Source organism: Archangium primigenium (genome assembly GCF_016904885.1).
In the GTDB taxonomy this organism is placed as follows: domain Bacteria; phylum Myxococcota; class Myxococcia; order Myxococcales; family Myxococcaceae; genus Cystobacter; species Cystobacter primigenius.
The window spans coordinates 419,353-438,933 of sequence record NZ_JADWYI010000001.1 but is presented as its reverse complement, the minus strand read 5'-3'; the positions used below and the strand labels follow the sequence as shown (position 1 = coordinate 438,933).

Annotated in this window: 14 protein-coding genes; 4 read left to right on the top strand and 10 right to left on the bottom strand. The window is 72.0% G+C overall.

The features are described 5' to 3' along the window. Positions 1 to 3 precede the first annotated feature (3 nt). Positions 4 to 2,691: an AsmA family protein gene (locus I3V78_RS01855; protein ID WP_204484597.1), complete on the bottom strand. Its 2,688-nt coding sequence runs from the start codon at positions 2,689 to 2,691 to the stop codon at positions 4 to 6. A gap of 300 nt (positions 2,692 to 2,991) precedes the next feature. Here I3V78_RS01855 and I3V78_RS01850 point away from each other — a divergent pair, with 300 nt between their 5' ends. Next, entirely contained in the window at positions 2,992 to 3,324 is a 333-nt protein-coding gene (locus I3V78_RS01850) for a hypothetical protein (RefSeq protein WP_204484596.1), read from the top strand. On the opposite strand, the gene I3V78_RS01845 is transcribed toward I3V78_RS01850, so the two are convergent. The 7 genes from I3V78_RS01845 to I3V78_RS01815 form a co-directional block, all read right to left on the bottom strand. Further along, the gene (locus tag I3V78_RS01845; protein WP_204484595.1) at positions 3,296 to 4,201 is read right to left on the bottom strand and encodes a hypothetical protein; all 906 of its coding nucleotides are present in this window, start codon (positions 4,199 to 4,201) and stop codon (positions 3,296 to 3,298) included. The genes I3V78_RS01850 and I3V78_RS01845 overlap by 29 nt on opposite strands. A gap of 147 nt (positions 4,202 to 4,348) precedes the next feature. Next, a complete protein-coding gene (locus tag I3V78_RS01840) occupies positions 4,349 to 6,049 on the bottom strand; it encodes a lamin tail domain-containing protein (protein WP_239577096.1) in 1,701 nt (566 codons plus the stop codon). A 146-nt stretch (positions 6,050 to 6,195) separates the two neighbouring features. Continuing rightward, positions 6,196 to 7,275, bottom strand: coding sequence for a hypothetical protein (locus I3V78_RS01835; RefSeq protein WP_204484593.1), 1,080 nt, complete (start codon positions 7,273 to 7,275; stop codon positions 6,196 to 6,198). A gap of 12 nt (positions 7,276 to 7,287) precedes the next feature. After that, positions 7,288 to 8,712 (bottom strand): vWA domain-containing protein, encoded by a 1,425-nt coding sequence (locus tag I3V78_RS01830; RefSeq protein WP_204484592.1) that lies wholly within the window; start codon positions 8,710 to 8,712, stop codon positions 7,288 to 7,290. A gap of 40 nt (positions 8,713 to 8,752) precedes the next feature. Next, a complete protein-coding gene (locus I3V78_RS01825; RefSeq protein ID WP_204484591.1) occupies positions 8,753 to 11,587 on the bottom strand; it encodes a PAS domain S-box protein in 2,835 nt (944 codons plus the stop codon). Between the two features lie 139 nt (positions 11,588 to 11,726). Continuing rightward, positions 11,727 to 14,285: a sensor histidine kinase gene (locus tag I3V78_RS01820; protein ID WP_204484590.1), complete on the bottom strand. Its 2,559-nt coding sequence runs from the start codon at positions 14,283 to 14,285 to the stop codon at positions 11,727 to 11,729. 152 nt (positions 14,286 to 14,437) lie between these two features. Further along, positions 14,438 to 14,956, bottom strand: a complete 519-nt coding sequence (locus I3V78_RS01815; RefSeq protein ID WP_204484589.1) for a GreA/GreB family elongation factor — start codon at positions 14,954 to 14,956, stop codon at positions 14,438 to 14,440. Positions 14,957 to 15,019: 63 nt separating this feature from the next. On the opposite strand from I3V78_RS01815, the gene I3V78_RS01810 reads away from it, so the two are divergent. Continuing rightward, the gene (locus I3V78_RS01810) at positions 15,020 to 15,301 is read left to right on the top strand and encodes a rhodanese-like domain-containing protein (RefSeq protein WP_204484588.1); all 282 of its coding nucleotides are present in this window, start codon (positions 15,020 to 15,022) and stop codon (positions 15,299 to 15,301) included. 3 nt (positions 15,302 to 15,304) lie between these two features. Here I3V78_RS01810 and I3V78_RS01805 read toward each other — a convergent pair whose 3' ends face one another. Beyond that, positions 15,305 to 16,108 (bottom strand): prolipoprotein diacylglyceryl transferase, encoded by an 804-nt coding sequence (locus I3V78_RS01805; protein WP_204484587.1) that lies wholly within the window; start codon positions 16,106 to 16,108, stop codon positions 15,305 to 15,307. A gap of 365 nt (positions 16,109 to 16,473) precedes the next feature. Between I3V78_RS01805 and popC the strand changes: the two genes are divergently transcribed. Further along, positions 16,474 to 17,898: a subtilisin-like protease PopC gene (popC, locus tag I3V78_RS01800; RefSeq protein ID WP_204484586.1), complete on the top strand. Its 1,425-nt coding sequence runs from the start codon at positions 16,474 to 16,476 to the stop codon at positions 17,896 to 17,898. A 58-nt stretch (positions 17,899 to 17,956) separates the two neighbouring features. Further along, the gene (locus tag I3V78_RS01795) at positions 17,957 to 18,358 is read left to right on the top strand and encodes a hypothetical protein (RefSeq protein ID WP_239576253.1); all 402 of its coding nucleotides are present in this window, start codon (positions 17,957 to 17,959) and stop codon (positions 18,356 to 18,358) included. A 442-nt stretch (positions 18,359 to 18,800) separates the two neighbouring features. Here the strand turns inward: I3V78_RS01795 and I3V78_RS01790 are convergent, their stop codons facing one another. Beyond that, on the bottom strand, positions 18,801 to 19,547 hold the full coding sequence (locus tag I3V78_RS01790; protein WP_204484585.1) for an SDR family oxidoreductase: 747 nt from the start codon (positions 19,545 to 19,547) through the stop codon (positions 18,801 to 18,803). Positions 19,548 to 19,581: the final 34 nt, after the last annotated feature.

Below are 19,581 nucleotides of genomic sequence, written 5' to 3'. Positions count from 1 at the left end.
GCTTTAGCGCCCGAAGAGGCCCTTGAGGCGCTTCTTCGCCTCGTCCTCGGCCTTCTTGCGCGCGGCGTCCGCCTCCTGGCGGGCCTTGGCCTCCAGCTCCGCCTTGCGCTTGTCGGCCTCGGCCTGGGCGGCCTGTTTGGCGGCGTCCGTGCCGCCGGTGATGATGTTGCCCACCGCCTCGCCCTTGGAGCCGAGCAGCCCCTTGGCGGCGCCCGCCGCGGCGAGCTTGATGAGGGCCGTGGCCGCGGGCTTCACGTCCAGGCCCGTCACCTCCGGGCTCCACGCCTTGCCCGTGAGCTTGAGCGCGAGCGGCAGGGGCTCGGGGGGCGTCACCTTGCCGAGCGTGAGCGTCTGGATGAGCGGCGGGGCCAGGCTCACCGTGCCCGCCAGGTCCAGCGTGCCGTCCAGGCGGATGCCGCCCGCGAAGCTCATGCCCGCCTCGGGCCGCGTCCAGGTGATGGGCTTGGACAGCTGCGCCACGCCGTCCTTGATCTGCAGGCTGAAGGGCAGCTGCTCGGCGAGCTTCGTCAGGCCCTCGCTGCTCATCTGCTTGCCCTTGAAGGGCAGCGCCTTGGCGAGCGGTCCCGCCACGGCCGCGGGCAGGTCCGCGCCGAAGAAGACGCCGCCGGCGAGGTTGCCCTGGATGGCGCCCGCCATGCGCTCCTGGAGGCTCGCCATCTCGTAGCCCACGCCCTGCAGGTCCATCTGGCCGTCGAACTTGCCGCCGAGCACCTTCTTGGGCGTGCGCGTGGACAGGGCCTGCTCCATGTCCAGCCCCTTGGCGTCGGCCTTGAGCACGAAGGGCCGCTGGGCCTCGGGCGGCCCCAGGCGCACGGAGCTGCCGCTGGCGGACACCGTGCCGCCGTACACCCCCGTGGTGAAGCGCTCCACGGTGATGAGGTCCCCCGCCATCTTCAGCTCGGCGACCAGGTCACTGAAGTCCATCTCGTTCATGCGCAGCGCGCCCACCTCCAGGCGCACCGTGCCGTTCATGCCGTCGAAGCGCCGCGGGTCCTCGGGTTTCTCGGGGGCGGGGGCGCTCGGCTCGGCGGGGGTCTCCGCCTTGACGAGCAACGCGTCCGCGTCGAGCCGGGGGCTCTTGAGCGCCACGGTGAAGTCCGTGGTCTGCCTGGCTCCCTGGCCCGCGAGCGCCACGGAGGCCGTGCCCGTCATCGTGTACTCGCGCACCGCGAGCGCCATGCGGCTCAGGTCCACCTTCATGGGGCCCTTGCCCTGGGCGGGCTGGTAGGTGCCGGCGGTGTCCAGGGTGAAGGTCTGCCCGGGGCGCTTGTCGAGCAGGGCGCCGGGGCGCAGGTCCACGCCCGTCATGTCCGTCTTGGCGTCGAAGCGCAGCGCGCCGCCGCTGGCCGGGGCGCCGGTGAGCCGGGCGGTGAGCTTCATGATGCCGCCGGCCTCCTTGGTGAGCTGCGCGGGGATGTTGAGCCGCACGGGCGTCAGGTCCACGCTCACGTCCAGGGCCTGCTGGGCCTGGTTGCCGCCGCCGCGCACCGTGAAGCCGATGGGCCCGGCGACCTGGTTGCCCACGGACTTGCGCAGGGGCGGGTAGTACTCGGCGAGCCGCGCCGGATCGAGGTTCTGCCCCACCAGCTCGAAGTCACGCACCGAGGGGCTGGGGGTGAGCAGGCCCTGCACCTGGCCCTTGCCGGTGAGGCGCGCGGGGCCCAGCTCCATGAGCAGCTTCTGCAGGGACAGGTCCCCGGTGGCCATGTCGCCCGTCACGTCGGTGTCGAGCACCACGTCGAGCGCCTTGCCGCCCTCGGCGCCGGCGAAGCGCAGGCCGCGCGCCTGCAGGCCGCCCTTGAGCGCGGTGGGGCCGGTGCCGCCGGGCACCGCGGCGCCCAGGTCCGCCGTCCAGTCCGCCTGGAGCGTGCCGGCCTGCAACCCCACCTCGGGGCCGAGGAAGGGCCCGAGCGGGGTGAGGTCGATGGGCTCCGACTTGAGCACGAGGCTCTCGGGCACGGGCACGAGCGAGGCGGGCAGGGGCGCCGTCTTGAGGTCCAGGTGGAAGTTCTGCTTCTCGGCGAGCACCGCCGCGTGGAGCGCGACTTCCAGGGCCTTGCCCGCGCGCAGGTCCTTCACCTCCACGTCCAGGTGGGAGATGGCCAGCTCGCGCCGCGCGCCGGCGCTCAGGTCGATGAGGCGCAGGGTGGCGTCCACGAGCGCCGCGCGGTCCACGCGCACGCCGGACAGGTCCTGCGCGGGCTCCTCGGGGGCGGGCTCGCTCGGGGCGGGCTCCGCCTGGGCGAGCTTCTCCTGCACCCGCGACACGTTGGTGGTGCCGTCCGGCAACTGCACGAGGTTGAGCGTGAGCCCCTTCACCTCGGCGTTCTTCACCTGGATGTTTTTTCCCTTGGACGTCAGCGCGGGCCAGAGGGCCACGCCCACCTCCAGGCGCTTCATTTCCAGGAGCGGCGCGGGCTCGTCCGGCCCGGCGCCCACCTGGACGTCCTCCACCTCCACGCCCACCGAGGGCAGCAGCCGGGTGGACAGCGCGCCCAGGGTGATGGGCCGGCCCAGCTTCTGGGCGTAGACGGCCGCCTCGGCGCGGGCCTTCTCCAGGAGGAAGGCATCCAGCCGCCACAGGGCGAGGGCGAGTCCCACCCCGAGCACCAGGACGATGCCTCCCAGGACGTAGGGCCAGCGCTTCTTCTTCGGCTGCTGTACGGACATCGGTTGGTTCCTCCTCCCGCGAAGGGGACTCTGGGGCGCTTGGAGTCCACCCGGGCGGGCTGGGGCGACGCTTAGCCCAGGCGGACGTCCACCGCACGCCCGACCCGCTCGGAGTGACCGGGTGGAAACGTGGAAGGTGGCACGCTCTTCCGGAGACGGGAGGCGCCCCCCTTCAATGCAGGGCCTTTTTCCGGGATTCAGCCACGAGGCGGGCCGGGGCCTGTCCGCCCGCCCGCCGGTTACCGGGTGGGGGCGGGGCGACCCACCTTCTGGGGTGGGACCTCGTGCCGGGAGACGGGAATGACGAAGCGCAAGGGGAAGACGGCCGACAAGGGGACGCGCGGGGCGTCCGGGGGCAAGACGCGGCGGCGCTCGGAGGCGGTGGGGCGGATCGCGCGGCCCCGGGAGACGTCCGAGTACCGGACCCTGGCCCTGGACGAGCACTCGGTGCAGGTGCGCGAGCAGATCGACGTGGCGCTCTCGGAGGCCCTGCGCCTGCGCGAGGACATCACCCAGCGCATCGACGCCGGGGTCTACGAGGTGCCCGAGGTGTCCAAGGTCCCCGACAGGTCCTTCGGACGCCCGCTCGGGAGCCGGGAGCAGCTCACGGCGCGCCGCGGCCCGCGCGGATGAGCTCGAGCGCGCTCTCCAGTTGGGGCGTGTAGTCCACGCCGGTGATGTCGTCGACGAAGCGCTCGTCCGGGGCCAGGAAGTAGCGGGACTGGCCGTAGGCGCTCTGGAGGAACTGCTGCTGCTGCTCGGGGTCCAGCTCGGCCCAGCCCCGGCCCTGGTTCAAGGCCGCGCGCCAGTTCATCGTCTCGGCGAAGCGCTGGCTCCAGAGCGTTTCGCAGCCGTAGTCCGTGCCGCCGTGCTGGTACTGCCACACCCGGCACAGCTCGCGCACCAGTTGCCGCAGGGGCCGCTGCGCGGCGCTGGAGATGGGCGTGGGCGAGTCCCAGGGCACGTAGAGCACCGAGCCGAACACGAAGGCACGGCCGGGCAGGGCCAGCAGCCCGAGCTTCCCCATCTTGAGCATCACCCGGTCGTAGTCGAGGCTGTCGCCGAACACCTTGCGCAGCTCGGTGATCTGCCGCGCGCCCAACCTGCATCCGGGGGGCTCATGGCCCAGGCGCGTCTGCACACCGCTCACCAGCCGCAGCCCCACGCTCAAGGCCGCGTCCAGCACGATGCGCACGGGCGCCGCCACCGCCTGGCCCAGCCGCCGCGTCCCCATGCGCACATGGCCGCGTGCCAGGGCCCCGAGTCCGCCCACGACGTCCCGGGCCGCCCGGCGGGCATGGCGCGAGGCGCCCCTGAAGGCGCTCGTGCACCCCGCCCACAGCAGCGGGGACAGGGCCCCCTCCCGCGGGGCATGGCGCCGCGTGGCGCGGTGCGGGCGGGCGACGTGCTCGCGGGGCGTGCACAGCCGGGCCACCGGGACCTGGGCGTCTTCCGGGGGGGCGGGCGTGGTGGTGGTGGGCGAGGGGGGCGGAACGGAGCGGGCGCGCATGGGGTCTCCCTGAGAGCGGGCAATCCAGACCTCGCACGATTGCTCTCTTGCTCCTGGGAGGACACCCGCCCGGAGGTGCCGGGAGATGACCGTTCGCGGACACCCCTCCCCGCGCCGAGGCGTCGGGGAGGGGGACTTCGCGGAGGCCTAGAACGCCGAGCCGTCGGCCTTCGTGCCCGCGGAGGACGCGGCGCTCGACAGGCTCGTGTGCAGCACGTAGCCCGTGCCGGTGATGTCCGGGCCGCGGTTGAAGGACACGCCGTCGGTGCCCGCCAGCGACGAGGAGTAGGTGACGGTGTCGACCGTGGCGCCCGCCGCGCTCTTGAGCGTCACGGTGTCCCCGCTGTTGCTCAGGTTGAGCTGGCCGGTGGTGGCGGCCACGGCGTTGGGCGTGGAGCCAATGCCCGAGGCGCCGCCGAAGACGACGATCGCCTTGCCCGCGGCGAGCGAGGTGCCGCTGGCGAAGGTGTGGCGCACGCTCGTGGCGTCCGAGAGCGTGTAGCCGGAGAGGTCCGCCGCGCTGCCGCCCGTGTTGACGATCTCGATGAACTCGCCGTTCACGTCCGAGCCCGCCTCGTTGGCGAGCACCTCGTTGAGGATGAGCCGCGCGCTGCCCGTGCCGCCGCCGCTGGAGGTGGTGAGGGCGAAGGCGCCATCGCTCGTGTCGGTGGTGGCCGAGTTGGCGGCATCGCTCACGCGCACGCGGGCGGTGGTGGTGGCGGTGGAGGGCACGGTCCAGGCGTAGCGGCCGGTGCTGGCGGCGGTGCTGGAGGTGAGGGTGGTCCAGGTGGAGCCGTTGAGGGTGTACTCCAGCTTCACGTTCGTCACGCCCGAGGCCGTCCAGGTGATGGCCTGGGCGCTGCCCACCGTCCAGCTCTCACCGCCGTTGGGCGACGTCACCGTGACGGCCGCGCTCACCGTGTCCGAGGGCACGAGGAAGTCCTTGATGATGGCCATGTGCTGCATGTTGGTGGAGCCGCTGTCGCCGCTCTGCGCGGGGGAGATCTCCGACAGGGGCGAGTACACGCGCGTGTCCACCACCAGGCCGCCCGCGAAGGAGCTGCCACCAATCACGGTCGCCGTCTGGTAGGCGCGCAGGTTGCTGCTCACCAGCACGTGGTCGTACGGCTTGCCCCGGCTCGCGTTGGTGTTGGTGTTGCCGTTCTTGTCCGCCGGGTAGGGGCTCGCCGTGGACACGAGCGAGGAGAACGTGGAGAAGAGCGCCTCGCTGCGGCTGTCCGAGTTGAAGTCACCGCCGATGGACAGGTAGTCGCCCGCGGGCACCTTGCCCTTGATGTAGTTGACGAGCTGGTTGGCCTCGGTGTTGCGCACGCCGCTGCCCGAGGTGAGCAGGTGCACGCTCACCACCCAGAGGTCCTTGGGCCCGGGGATGTCGATGCGCGCCCAGGCGAAGTCCCGGTTGCTCACCTGCGAGTCCGTCCACTCACCGGCCTCGAGGATGGGGTAGCGGCTGATGACGCCGTTGGGGATCTGCGCGCCCGTCTCGCGGTAGTAATAGAAGTTGGAGCCGAAGGCCGTGTTGACGAAGGTGCGGATGTCCGCGGCGGAGTTGGAGCCGTAGTTGAACTCCTGGATCATCACCACGTCCGGCTTGGTGCCCTGGAAGATGCGGGTGCCGTGGCCCGGGTCGTAGCTCTGGTTGTTGCCGCTGGAGATGTTGGCCGCCATGAGCCGCACCCGGGTGGTGGCCAGCTCCGACTGCTGGGTGCTCACGACGTCCTCCGCCGCGCCGTCCTCCGGGGACGGGGCACCGCACGCCGTCAGGGCGAGGGTGAGCAGGGCGGCCCAACGGCCGGCGCGGGTGGGAGTCGAAGCGGGGGAAGACATTCGCACGAAGGGCATCCTGCTCCAGCAATGGAGCGGTCGAGGGGATGCGGAGACCGCCGATCCGGGCGGAAGGTCCGGGTCGGTGCTCCGTGCGCGAATTATCGCCCGGTGAGAGGGCGCTGTTGCGTGACTGTGAGGTGTCAGCCTCACTGCAACCGTTGGAGCACGGACGATTCCTGGCCGGTGGTCTCCTGGCCCAGTTCGGCGAGCCGGAGCGCGAGCTGCTCGGCCTGTTCGCCCTGGGTGGCCAGGTCGCCGCCGCGCACGGACACCAGGGAGACCCGGGCCCGCTCCATCATCGCCACCTGGGCGTGGAGCTGCGCGAGCATCCGGTCCCGCTTGCGGCCCAGGCCGTCCAGCCGGTTGAGCTCCTCGCCGAGCGCGCCCGCGGCCAGCTCCAACTGGCGCCGGGCCACGGGGTCCGCCGCCGCCGCCGCCTTGGCGCGCAGCGCCAGCACCTGGGCGTCCACGTCCTGGGTGCGGGCGCCCTGGAGCTGCGACTCCAGCTGGGTGTGGGCCTCGGCGTGCTTGAACACCTCGAGGGCCAGGCCATCCAGTACCCCCTCCAGCCGCGCGCGGCCCGGGGCCCGGCCGAGCCGGGCCGTCTCCTGGAGACACTCGCGGTGGAGCGTCACCGTGCGCTCCACCAGCTCGCGGGGCTCGCCCGCGAGGCGCGCGCGCAGCCGGGCGCCCTGGGACTCCACGGCGTGGGCGTGCACCTCCAGGTGTCCGGCCAGGCGCCCCACGCTCCAGAAGAGCGCCACCACCGCGAGGCCCGGCGCGGCGTGCAGGGGCCCCAGGTCCTTGTCGAAGAGCCGCGCGTCGAGCACCCGCTGCACGTACAGGCCCAGCGGCATGAGCGCGCCGGCCCCGAGCACCCCGGCGACATACGCGCCCCAGCGGGACGTCCACAGGGGGTGGACCAGGCCCGTCAGGCCCGCGGCGATGACGCCCATGCTCACCCAGGCGAGGGGGGCGGGCAGGTGCAGCTGCGTGGGCAGGCTCAAGAGCAGGGGCAGGCCCATGAGCATCATCGCCCAGGGCTTCCACCCCACGCGCAGGCTGCCCAGGGCCGCGCCCAGCAGGGCGAAGAAGGCCACGTCCACGCGCAGATGCAACCACTCGCCGAGCGCCACCAGCGGGGCCATGCAGGCGGCGCCCGCCAGGGCGCGCAGCGTGCGCACCTCGAAGTCCTCGCGCGCTTGGAGCTGGACGGACAGGGGCATGGCGGGGCTTTCCTAATAGGAGTTGGACTGGCCGAAGGAGCGCAGTGACGTGTTGTGGAGCTTCAACGCTTCACGCTTCACGGAAGTTTCATCGTGGGCGTTGAGATAGGCGGCCTGGGTGCGTTCCACCTCCGCCACCTCGCCCGAGAGCGCCGAGGCCGAGGCGCCAAAGAGGTTGCGCGCCCCGTCCAGCAGGCCCAGGGCCCTTCCGCGGTCCCCCTGCTTCATCGCCTCGGCGGCCGCCTGGAGCTGCTGCGCGCCGAGCGCCCGGGTCACCGCGAGCGCCACCTCCGGGTCCATGCTGTCGCGTCCGTCCGGGGCGCCGGGCTCGGCCCGGGCCTCCAGGTCCAGCGCGAGCGCCACGGGCCGCTCGTGCTCCACGTCCTGGTAGCGCAGGCGCGCGTGCAGCATGGGCCGGTCCTTGGAGGTGGCGTCCAGCGCGAGCGTCAGCTTCACGAGGACCTGGGCCTGTTGGCCCCCGGCCAGGTCGTAGAGGGGAATCACCCGCGCGCCCTCCTCCAGCCGCGAGGCCACGCCCAGGGGCTGGGCGTCCGTGACGCCCTCGGGCAGGGTGAGCCGCAGCTCCACGCCGCTGGCCAGCGTGGTGGCGGCCTGGTCCACCTCGCGCTGGAGGATCTCCGTCAGGCGCTCGGAGTCCTGGAGGTAGCCGTAGAAGCCGCCGCCCTGCTCGGCCAGGGCGCGCATCAGCCGCTCGTTGAAGTCCTCGCCCACGCCCAGGCCGCTCACCGCCATGCCCTCGCGCCGGTAGGCCACCGCCAGCTCCGCCAGCGCTCCCGGGTGGGTGGTGCCCACGGTGGGCACGCCGTCACTCAGGAGGATGAGGCGGTTGGCGCGGAAGTCCGCCAGGTGGGGCCTGAGGGCGCGCGCCCCTTCCTCCAGGCCGCCGCTGAGGTTCGTCTGGCCCTCGTCCTCGATGCCCGCCACGAAGGCGAGCATCCGCGCGCGGGCCTCCTCGGTGACGGGCTCGCTCGGAAAGGTCACCACGTCGGTGCCGTAGTGCACGATGGCCAGCCGATCCTGGGGCCCCAGCCGTCCCACCAGCATGCGCGCGGCGCGTCGGGCATCCGAGAGCTTCTGGCCGCGCATGGAGCCGGAGCGGTCGATGACGAGCGCCAGGCTCACCGGCACGCGCCGCTCCTGGGCGGGGCGCTCGGCGCGCACCGTGAGCAGGGCGTAGGCCTCGCGCCCGGTGCCCGTCGCGAGCACCGCCGAGGACAGCTGGCCCTCGAAGCCGAGCGCGCCCTCCTGCCGCTGGAAGCGAGGCGAGGCGGGGCCGGGCGCCGGGGCCGCCTGGGGCGCGGGCGGCGCCTTCGGGAAGAAGGGGTCGTGGGGCGCGTGGGGCGCGGGCAGGCCCGCCACCGCGGCGCCGAGCGCGAGCAGGGCGGCGGCGGCGAGCAGCACGTGGGTGCGGTTCATGGAGCACAGCCTGCCGCGAGGCGAGGCGCTTGCCCATCCGTCAGCCGACGGAGCTCATCACCAGCTCGCGCACCACGCGCTTGACGGCCGCCTCGTCGAAGGGCTTCTCCAGGGTGGGGTTGGGCACCCGGGCCAGGAAGTCGCGGGCGCCGGGGGTGAAGGCGCCGCCGGAGACGAAGACGAAGCGGCGCTCGAGCCCCGAGCCGTCCTGCTGCACGGCCTCGTACAGGTCCTTGCCGCCCAGGTCCGGCATCATCACGTCGCAGAGCACCACGTGGAAGCGGCTGTCGGTGCGCAGGCGCTCCAGGGCCTGGCGGCCGCTCGTGGCCAGCTCCACGTCGTGCTCGCGCAGGATGCGCCGCAGGGCCCGGCCCACCGCGGGCTCGTCGTCCACGATGAGCACCCGGCCGCGCTGGGTGGGCACGGGGGTGGGCGCGGGCGCGGCCTTCTCCTCGCGCACGCCTTCCTCGCTGGCCGGCAGCACCACGCGCATGAGCGTGCCGCGTCCCGGCTCGCTCTCCACGGAGATGTCCCCGCCCAGGCTGGTGATGATGCCGTGGCAGATGGCGAGCCCCAGGCCCGTGCCCACACCCACCGGCTTGGTGGTGAAGAAGGGGTCGAAGATGCGCCCGAGCACGTCCGCGGGAATGCCGCTGCCCGTGTCCTGCACCTCCACCACCACGCGCCCGTCGCGGCCCCGGCGCGTGAGCAGGCGGATCTCGTTCTTGTCCGCGGCGCCCTCGGGAATGGCCTGGGCGGCGTTCACCACCAGGTTGAGGAACACCTGGCACAGCCGACCCTCGTTGCCCATGACCCGCGGCACCGGTCCGTACTCGCGCCAGAGCTTCGCGCGGTGCTTGATTTCGTTCGCCGCCAGCATCACCGCCGAGTCCAGCACGGCGTGCAGGTCCACCGCGTCCACCCGCTCCTCGTCCGGGCGGGAGAAGGCCTTGAGCTGGCGGACGATCTGCCGCACGCGCTCGGCGCCCTCGCGCGCCTCGGTGAGCACCCCGCGCCACTCATTGGCCTCGGGGCGGGCGGCCAGGCCGCCGGGCGGCATGATGGAGGGCATGCGCCGCAATTCGTCCGAGAGGAAGCCCAGGTTGGAGATGACGAAGGCGAGCGGGTTGTTGATCTCGTGCGCGATGCCCGCGGCGAGCGTGCCCATGGAGGCCATGCGGTCCGCCAGGCTCAGGCGCGACTGCAATTGGCGCTGATCGGTGACGTCCCGGGCGATGGATACCACGGCGGGCTTGCCGTCGAAGAGCAAGGGCAGCGAGGCGAACTCCGCCACGCGCACCTTGCCGTCGCACCGGCGCAGCCGCCGCTCCCCGGTGACCAGCGGCACGGCGTCCGGGGGGGGGGGCGGCTCGTCGAGCAGGAACTCTTGGAGCGTGCGGCCCATGAGGTCCGCGGCCTTCTCGAAGCCGAGCGAGGTGCTCAGGGCGCTGTTGGCGTAGATGATGCGGCCGTCGCGCTGGATGGCGGCGGGCTCGGGCACGCCCTCCAGCAGGATGCGGAAGCTCGCCTCGGACAGCTTGAGCGCCTCCTCGAACTGGCGGCGCTCGCTGATGTCGCGGGCGATGCCCTCCACGGCCACGCACATGCCGCCCGGGTCGAGCACCGGCGTCACCACATGCTGCAGCCACACCGTCCGGCCGTCCGGCTTGGTGAAGCGCACCACCTGGGGCGTGTCCGCCACGCGCTGGGGCTCGGAGAGGAACTGCTCGAGCACCTCCAGGTCATCCGGGTGCACGCGCCGGTGCCACAAGAGGCTGTCGCGGTAGTGCTCCTCGGGAGTGAAGCCCAGGTTCTTGGTCACCACGCCGCTCACGAACGCGAACGAGCGCGTGCCCGCGAGCTGGTAGCGGTAGAGCACGTCCGAGGCGTTCTCCGCGATGCGTCGGAAGCGCTGCTCGCGCTCGCGCAGGGCGCGCTCGGCCTGGCGGTGCTCCATGGACAGGGAGATGGCGCCGGTGGCCGCCTGGAGCAGATCCACCTCCAGCTTGTCCCAGGGCCGCTCGTCCACGCAGTTGTCGAAGCCGATGAAGCCCGCGAGCGTGCCGTGCACCCACAGGGGCAGCGCCAAGAGCGAGCGGATGTCCTGGGGCTCGAGCAGGGCGCGCTCGTCCGGGGGGAAGTCCTTGACGAGGCCGGAGATGGCCTGGCCGCGCGACATGAGCTCGTACCAGCGCGGCAGCTGGTTCTCGAAGGGCAGGCCCTGCAGGTCCGCGTTGTCCAGCTGCGGCGTGATGGACGGCGCGCACCACTCGGCGCGCTGGCTCACCAGCACGTCGCCCTCCACGCTGCGGTGCACCTCGAAGGCGTAGACGCGGCTGGCGCCCGAGGCCTCGCCGAGCGGCTGCATCAGCCGCTCGAAGAGGTTGGGGGACGAGCCCACCCCGAGCAGCCGCTGCTGGATGTCCACCAGCGCCGAGAGGTAGCGCTCGCGCCGCGCCAGCGCCACCTGGGCCTCGTGCCGCTCGGTGACGTCGTGCAGGGTGCCGAGCAGGCCCACGTAGGTGCCGTCCGGGGCATGCACGGGGCGCAGGAAGACCTCGCCCCAGCGGTAGCCGCCCTCGCGGGTGAGGTAGCGCAGCTCGCGCTGGCGCACGTCGCGGGCATCGCTGGCGAGCCGGCGGCCCAGGGTCTCGTAGAGCGCGCGATCCTCGGGGTGCACGTAGTGCCAGCCGGGCTGGCCGAGGCTCTCGTCGAGGGGGAAGCCGGTCAGCTCCGACCACGAGGGCGTCAGGTGGGTCAGCCGCCCCTGCGCATCGAGCTGGAAGACGGCCTCACCCGGGTAGTCGGCGGACGGGGAGGCCGTGCGCTGGGCATGCGCCGAGGGAGATGCGGTCGGTTGGGGCTTCACGTGCATGGAAGAGAAGGACGTCGCGTCCCGGAAGTGGGGGCCTTCCGTGGACCGCCCCGTTGGACGACGACGTTACCTCGCCCGACGGGTTTCTGCACCCCACTCTCGTCGATCCGGGTTTCCACGAGGGGAGAGGGGGGGGCTGTCAGCTGGCGGCGGCGGCCGGGGTCGGGGTCGGGGGCGCGTGGGGAAGGAGGGCGGGGACCTGACGGGGCAGGCGGACATGGAAGCAGCTGCCCTGTTGGGCGCCGGGGCTCTCGGCCCAGATGGTGCCGCCGTGGCGCTGGACGATCTCCCGGCAGATGAACAGGCCGAGGCCCAGGCCGCCGTAGTGGCGCGCGGTGGCGTTGGAGGCGCGCGCGAAGGGCTGGAAGAGCAGGGCGAGGCTCTCGGGGGGAATGCCGATGCCCTCGTCGCGCACGCGCAGCTCCACCCACTCGGGCGCGAAGTGGAAGGCGGCGCGCACGGTGCCGCCGTGGGGCGAGTAGCGCACGGCGTTGGACAGGAGGTTGGTCACCACCTGCTCCAGCCGGGGCCCGTCCCACACGCCCTCCACGGGCGCTTCGGGCTCCTCGAAGAGGAAGCGCAGGCCCTCGGTGCCGCGCAACTCGAAGCGCTCGATGACCTCGCGCACCAGCGGCACCAGGTCCACCCGGGCGCACTCCAGCTCGAAGCGGCCCGCCTGGATGCGCGAGGTGTCCAGCAGGTCGTCCACCAGGCGCGTGAGCCGGTCGGTCTGCCGGGCCATGGAGCGCAGGGCCTTGAGGGTGCGCTCGCGCTCGGGGAAGTCGCCGCCCTTCTCCACGCGGCTGAGCGTGAGCGCGGCGAAGCCCTTGAGGGGCGTGAGGGGCGTGCGCAACTCGTGGCTCGCCACGGAGAGGAACTCCTCGCGCAGGCGGATGGCCTCGCGCAGCTCGCCCTGGGCCAGCTCCGTGCGCTGGGCCATCTCGTTGAAGCCGCGGCACAGCTCCGCCAGCTCGTCGTCCTCGCCCACCGGCACGCGCTGGCTCAGCTCGCCCCGGCCGATGGCGGCGGTGGCCCCGCGCAGCGTGTCCAGGCGGCGGATGATGTCGCGCGCCACGAACTGGGACAGGCCCAGCATGAGCAGCACGCCCAGGCCCAGCATGATGACGAAGGCGGCGCTCGTGCGGGTGATGGCGCGGTAGGCCACGCCCATGTCCTGGGCCACCACCACGCTCCACTCGGTGCCGGGCACGGGCGCGTCCGCGGCGAGCAGGAGCCGCTGGTTGTCCGGACCGAACGTCTCCACCACGCCCTCGTCGCTGCTGGCCAGGTGCAGGCGCAAGGCGTCGGGCAGCTGGGCCACGCTGAGCAGGGGCGCGCCCGCGAGTGTGTCGCGCAGGAGCAGGAGCCCCCGCCGGTCCAGCACCTGCACGCGGAAGCGCTGGGCCGCGGGCGTCACCGCGGCGCTCAGCCGCTCGAGCGACAGGAGGCCCACGAGCAGGCCCTCCATCTTGCCCTCGCGCTTGAAGGGCAGGGCCACGGCCACGTGGGGCAGGCCGAGCTGGCTGATGTAGGGGCGCGAGACGTAGGGCGCGTTGGTGCTCAGCACGCCGGCGTAGAAGTCGCGGTGGGCGAACGAGCCCAGCTCCTCCTTGCCGTAGCTGGCCGCCATGCCCTGGCCGTCCTTGTCCAGGGCGATGGCGGCGTCGAAGGCGCGCGCCTGGGCGGGGAGGTTGCGCAGGTAGAGCTCCAGCTCCTGGCGGTCGCGCGAGGCGAAGGCGGAGCGGAAGCCGGGCGACTCGAGCAGGAGCTGCAGGGACTCGCGCGAGTCGTCGAGGTAGCGCACGAGGAAGTCCGCCTCGCCCACGGCGGCGCGGATGGTGTCGTCGCGCACCTGCCGCTCGATGGCGCCCTGGGCGAGCCACGCCGCGAAGCCGCCGAGCGCCAAGAGCGGGATGACGCCCGCGAAGGCCAGGCCCCGCAGGAGCTTGAAGCCCACGGTGCGCGGCGCCCGGGGGCGGAAGCCCGTGGCGGCGGCGATGCAGGCGAGCGTGAGGATGACGTAGATGAGCGCCGCGGGCCCCGAGCCGATGCGGCCCAGCCCCCAGGCGAGCAGCGAGAAGTCCACCGCCAGGAGCGAGAAGAAGACGCGCGACCAGCCCGGGTGGCGCCGGCGGATGGGGGGCGCGAGCAGGCCCACCCCACAGCCCAGGAACACGAGCCCCATGGGCACGAGCAGGGGCGTGAGCGCCGCGTAGAAGACGGAGGGAAAGCGCTGGTGGGCCACCAGCATGATGACGCCGAAGGCGAGCGCCAGCAGCGCCACCACGCCGCGCAGCACCTCGCGCTTGCGCCAGCGGGGGCTCGCCTCCAGGGCGAGGCCCGTGAGCAGCAGCGGATAGAGGATGGCGCCGGTGAGCGCGGCGGTGCGCACGTTGAGCACCCACCAGTACAGCGCCGTCACGGCCCCGAAGCCCAGGCGCCCGAGCACGTCCAGCCACCGGGGCGCGGGCGGGTAGAGCATGGTGGCCATCAGCACGATGCTGCTGACCAGGTACGCCATGCCCATGAAGCGCACGTACGGGTAGAGCGGCCGGAACTGGGCGGCGTGGAACTCGTAGGGCGCGTACGTCATCGCCACGCCGAACATGAGCCCGAAGAGGGCGGCGGGCCAGGTGATGGGCAGCGAGGGCGTGCGCGCGGGCCCGGTGGCCGGGACCGGCTCGGTGGACGAGCGCATGAGGCTCCCTTCCAAATCAGCTTGTGTGGGTCAAATCCACCGTCCGCCAGAGGATCGTCCATCGTAAGACACGAGCGGGGGGCGGCGAGTCGAGCGCCAGCCCGTCCCGGCCAGCCTGACCAGGACCGGAGGAGGGCTTCAAGCCCGGGGGGTCAGGCGATCTCCAGCACCGTCCACTCCCGCACGTCCCCGGCGAGCTTCACCTCGATGGTGTCACCCGTGCGACGTCCCATGAGCGCGCGGCCCACGGGCGAGGAGGGGGTGATGACGGACAGGAAGCCATCGCCCCCCGGCCCCGTGAGCTCCGTGCCGGCCCCCACGGGCAGGAGGAAGAAGGTGCGCTCGGCGAAGCCCTCCTCGTCCTCGGTGGACATGTCGATGATGGCGCCCATGGCCACGGGCCCCCGGGGGTCCTGGCGCGGCAGGCCCGTGCGCTGCAGGTCGGCCAAGGCCTGCAGCTCCTCGTGCACGCGGCGGGCGCGCTGGGCCTGGCCCGTGGCGAGGCTGCCGTACTCGATGGCGGCGCGGCCGTCTTCCTTCTTCTCGGACTCGGTGGCGAGCGAGCGGGCCGCCTCGCGCGCGTCGGCCTCGGCCCGGTGGGCGAGCCGGTCGCTCTGGTGGAGCCGATCGACGAGTTGGGTGAGCAGGGCGTTCTTGTCCAGCGGTGGCATGCGCGACACAGGACTGTAGCGCCGCGCCGCCGGGTCTCCAGTTTCCGGCTAGAGTCCGGGCCCATGACGCCGAAAGAGCTGTCCGAGAAGGCCCACCAGCTGGTGGGCGAGGGGTGGGTGTTGCTGGACGTGCGCACGCCCGAGGAGTTCCAGCAGGGGCACCCGGCCCCCGCGCGCAACATCCCGGTGCAGGAGCTGCCCCAGCGGCTCGCCGAGGTGGGGCCGCCGGGCACGCGCGTGGTGGTGTACTGCGCGGCCGGGGGCCGCAGCGCCGTGGCGACGCAACTCCTGCGCGCCCACGGCTTCCCCGAGCCCTTCGACCTCAAGTCGGTCAACTACTGGTAGGGCCTAGCGCGCCTGGGGCTGGATGTTGCCGGACGGGCCCGTGGCCCGGGGTCCCGGGACATGGGACTTCCAGGTGGCCAGCCCGTAGAGGCCGAACAGCACCAGCCCGATGCAGCCGTACTGGGCCGGGGTGAGGCCGAGGTAGCGCGCGTCCACGTAGGACAGGTCCGTGGCGCGCAGCGAGTCGAAGAAGAACCGGCCGCAGGCGTAGAACAGCGACAGCAGGGGCAGCAGCTTGCCGCGCATGCCCTCGACGTTGCGCAAGCCCCACAAGAGGGCCGTCAGGGCGAAGAGGAACAGCGCGTCATACAGGCCCAGGTCGTGCCGCGCCCCGCCGGGAAAGTCCACGGCGAGGAAGAAATCGGTGCGCACCCCGGGGTGGTCATGCACCGCGAAGCATCCGAGCCGGGCCACCGCCCAGCCCGGCGCCACGGCCAGGGCGAAGGCATCCGCGTAGTCGCGGAAGCGCAGCTTCTTCACCCGGAAGAAGACCACCGCGGCGAGGATGCCGCCCAGCAGGCCCCCGAAGGAGGACAGCCCGTCCCACACCTTCAGGATCTGGAAGGGGCTCTTGGACAACTCCTCCGGGTGGTAGGCGAAGAGGTGCAGCAGGTGGCCCGCCACGATGCCCGTGCCCACGCCCCACGGCGCGTAATCCTGCAGGGCGTTAGAGTCCAGGTGCCGCCGCTCGGCCTGGGTGGCGAGCAGCCGCGCCGCCAGGAAGATGCCGAGCGCCACGAAGATGCCGAACGGCTCGATGGTGAAGGGGCCGAGCTTGAGGGGAGGAACGTGCAGGTAGGGAATCAATGGGGTCTCCGGCGGGCGGACGGCGGGGCGCCATCATCCGCCTTGGCGCCGAGGTGGCGAGCAAAACAAGGGGGCGAACAACGATATGGGGGAGTGGCTTCCCGGGCGGACCTCCCCGGCGGACCGGCGTTCTGGGCCCGTTTCGCGTCGTATTACGCTTCGGGTGGAGAATGTTTTCCAGTTTCGGACGTTGGGGCGGCGGGCCGGTGGAACGCTCGGGGCCCATCCGGCGTCCACATCGGGGAAGGTGGGGGGGCGTGTCAGGGGGAGACGCTCTAGTCACACCATGGGTTCCCCGGTGTGAACGATGACGCTGTCCCTTTCCGGCCTCGGCAGTGGGTTTTCCGTCAAGGAGCAGAACCGCCATGAAGTCCTATCTCCTGGTCCCGAAGGAGTCGATCGAGACCCACGCCCGGCCGGGTGTCCGGGGCACGGAGCAGGGAGAGCGCGTGCTGCAGCGCAGCACCGCCCTGCAATTCCTCATCAGTGGCCGGGCGCCGGACATGCTGCGCAGCCTCGGCCTGCACTCGGCCACGCTGCCCGGGCGCCTGCCCCAGGTGAGCGCCCCGCTCACGCCGCCGCGCGGCAAGCGCAAGGCCGCGGGCAAGCGCGGCGCCAAGGCCGAGGAGGTCCAGGTCGCCGCCAGTGAGGGGCCGGTGATGGAGCCGCCCACCGCCGCGGAGGTGGGCACCTACCGGCACATGCCGCTCATCGGCGCCACCATGGCCCACTTCGTCTCCGAGCAGGCCGAGCGCATCGCCCGGGCGGAGCTGGACAAGGACTTCGAGTTCATCCCGGACACGGTGCACCTCACCTTCCCGGGCCCGGTGGCCGCCGGCCAGGTGGGCCCGCGCAACCGGGGTCTGTCCTCGCTCGTCAACCGCGAGTGGCCCGAGGAGAGCGGGGTGTCCTCCGCGCATGCCCAGGGCATCAAGGGCGCGGGGGTCATGCTGGGCATCCTGGACACCGGCGTGGACGCGGACCACCCGGAGCACCAGGACCGCGTCATCCAGTTCCGCTACGTGTCGCTCTTTCCCAACTCGCCGCAGAACCCCGCGCGGGACGTGCGCGGCTTCGATCCGGACGGCCACGGCACGCACGTGGCGGGCATCGCCGCGGGCACCTTCCATGGCGTCGCCCCCGAGGTGGACCTGTACGTCGCCTCGGTCATCGAGTCGGAGACCATCCGCACCAGCCTCGGCCGTGTGGCCGCCGGCATGGAGTGGCTCCTGCACCAGTTCTCCCGCCCGGAGAACGCCACCCGCCCGGCCGTGGTGAACCTGTCGCTCGGCTTCCCCGTCCAGGCGCCCCCGGGTGTCAGCGACATGGAGTACCGTCTCAACATCCGCGCCCTGCAGACCCTGGTGCGCCGCCTGGTGGACTCCAATGTCCTACCCGTGGTGGCGGCCGGCAATGGAGGCGCTGGCACGGCTGGCTACCCAGCGGCCTTCCCAGAGGCTCTGTCCGTGGGGGCGGTCGACTTCGCGCGTCGCGTGGCCAGTTTCTCCGCGAGCGGGGTGGTGAATCAGCGCCCCGTCCCCGATGTGATGGGCTACGGCGTGAACGTCTACTCGAGCACAGAACGACGCTGTAACAATCAGGCGTTCTATGAACGAATGAGCGGAACGAGCATGGCCGCCCCTTACGTCGCCGGTCTGGCCGCGCTATATCGCTGCCGGTCGCCTGACTTGACGGCCCTTGAAGTCAGGGATTTGATTCTCGACAATGTGCTCAAGCTGCCGCGAACCGCTGAAGGACGAGCGGGTCGGGGTCTGGCAGTTTATAGGTAGGCACAGCGGCTACCAGGGCCGGCGGCGGATGAGCGCCGGGCCTGGGGGAGGAAGTCGGATGACCAGGAAGACGACAGCCACGCAGCCGCGCCGGAGTTCCGGCCGCTTTCCGCGCATCTCCGCCGTGTCCCCGTTGCCGGGGTCCCGGCTGGAGATGAACCCGGATTGGATCGAGGTCATGGTCATGAACCGCGAGGACGCGGAGGCACCCTGGCAGCCCTCCCTCCAGCGGGACCGCTCCGTCGTGCAGCGCTCCGCCCTGGAACAAGGCAAGCGCTTCCATGACTCGGTGCTGAGCTATCTGCACGCGCACCAGTTGATGGGCTCGGTCCGGTGGATCAGCGATCCCGGCTCCGTTCCCATGATGACCCTCGTCTGTACGCCCCGCGTCCTCGAGCAGCTTCAGCGCTCGAACCTGTTCGACGCCGGCCGGACCGCGGGTCTTGAGATGTATACCTGAGTCAGCCCCTCTGATTGGACATCCGAGCGGGACTCCAGGTTCCCTCGTTCGTCGGGTCTTGCCTCGCCCCATGGGACCGGTGGTGACCAGACTTCGGGTGACGTGTGCTTCTGGGAGCACTGCGTCTTTCCTGTCTAGTCTGACCTTCTGTGCGTCCCATCTATTCCCGACTGGAAATGATTTACTCACTTGACTGCGATGCCGCAACCCCCCTGAACACCCGTGCGGCTTGCGTTTGAGCGGAGACGTCCCAACTTGCACCCCTTTGTCCTGGGCGTGGCGCGGCCGCCACACGCCTGCTCGCCTGCTGGCCGACGGGCCTGTCTTCGGAGGAGAGGGGCCGAGCCGCCTCCCCCCGAGGTCGAATCTCCCTGCTTTCCTTGTAACGAACGAGGAGCGCAAAAGGATCTGACGCGCGCGGCGCTCGGCCCCTGGGGCGAGGCTACATGCTCAGGCCGCCATCCACGTCGATGGTGCGGCCGTTGAAGTAGTCGCACTCGAGGACGAAGCGCACCGCGATCCAGATGTCCTCGGGGACACCGATGCGGCCCACGGGGATGTTGGCCACGAGCAGGTCGCGGGCCTTCTGGTTCATGCCCTGGGTCATGGGCGTCTCGATCATGCCCGGGGCCACGGCGCCCACGCGGATGCCGAAGGCGGCGAACTCGCGCGACCAGGTGAGCGTGTTGGCCGCGAGCGAGGCCTTGGCGGACACGTAGTTGCTCTGCCCGCGATTGCCGTGCCGGGCGATGGAGCTCATGTTGACGATGACGCCTGGCCGCTCGCCCGCCTGCGCCATCTTCGCCACCACCTCGCGCACCATGAGCGTGGCGCCGGTGAGGTTCACCCCGATGACGGCGTTCCAGTCCGCGGTGGACAGCTTCTTCACCTCGCCCGTGGTGCGGTCCTTCTTCACCAACAGGCCATCGCGCAGGATGCCCGCGTTGTTGATGAGGCCATTGAGGCCGCCCATGGCCTCGTGGGCCCACGCCACGAACGCGCCACAGTCCTCCTCGTTCGCCACGTCCAGCCGGCGGCGGTGGATGCCCGCGGGCAGCGCGGCGAGCAGCGTCTCGTTCACGTCACCCACGGCCACCTGGGCGCCCGCCTCGTGCAGCCGCGTGGCGAAGTGCGCGCCCATGCCCTGGGCCCCGCCGGTGACGATGATCTTCAAATCCTTGAGTTGCATGGTGAGGGCGCTCCTGAGGGGCTGACGCGATGCG